Below are 508 nucleotides of genomic sequence, written 5' to 3'. Positions count from 1 at the left end.
GCAGAATATCATTGCGGGTCTGCAGACTGAACCAGCGCAGCGCCTGGCCGGTGACCGCAAAGCTAAACAGGATATTCCCCATGTACCACGGGTACCCGATGAGAATAAAGGAGCCCTGGGCGATCAGCGCCCAGCACCACAGGCTGTTCAGCTGTGTCTGGCGGATGGCCCCGTGGCGCGCCAGGTTCATTCCCCAGACCAGACCAAACAGGGGAAAGCAGCCTCTCCCCAGAAGACGCATGAGTTCATTATTCCCGGCCAGCAGCAAACCGGTGTGATCGACAATCATCAGCACCAGCGCCACCGTTTTGATGATATCCGTCTGTCCAGGCGTCCAGGTCAGCAGCCCCTGCAGCCAGCGATCGACGGCATTGAGGCGGGTTTCGTACATTGTCATATTCCTTTCCTTTTATCAGCGCCCCGGCAGGGTACCCGATTTTAATCGGGGAGAATGCCGGGGCAGACAAGCCGCCGGCGCGTCAGTCGCCCCCAAGCGTTTTCTCACGAT

General features: G+C 58.9%; 1 protein-coding gene. It reads right to left on the bottom strand.

Annotation, left to right across the window (positions count from 1 at the left end):
* A partial coding sequence (locus ELS83_RS21850; protein WP_249414553.1) for a TraX family protein occupies nt 1-397 on the bottom strand: 397 nt, incomplete at its 3' end.
* Nucleotides 398-508: the final 111 nt, after the last annotated feature.

This window comes from Marinifilum caeruleilacunae, from assembly GCF_013141825.1.
In the GTDB taxonomy this organism is placed as follows: domain Bacteria; phylum Bacteroidota; class Bacteroidia; order Bacteroidales; family Marinifilaceae; genus Marinifilum; species Marinifilum caeruleilacunae.
Note: the sequence above shows the minus strand (reverse complement) of the source record. Positions and strands in the feature narration are given on the sequence as shown.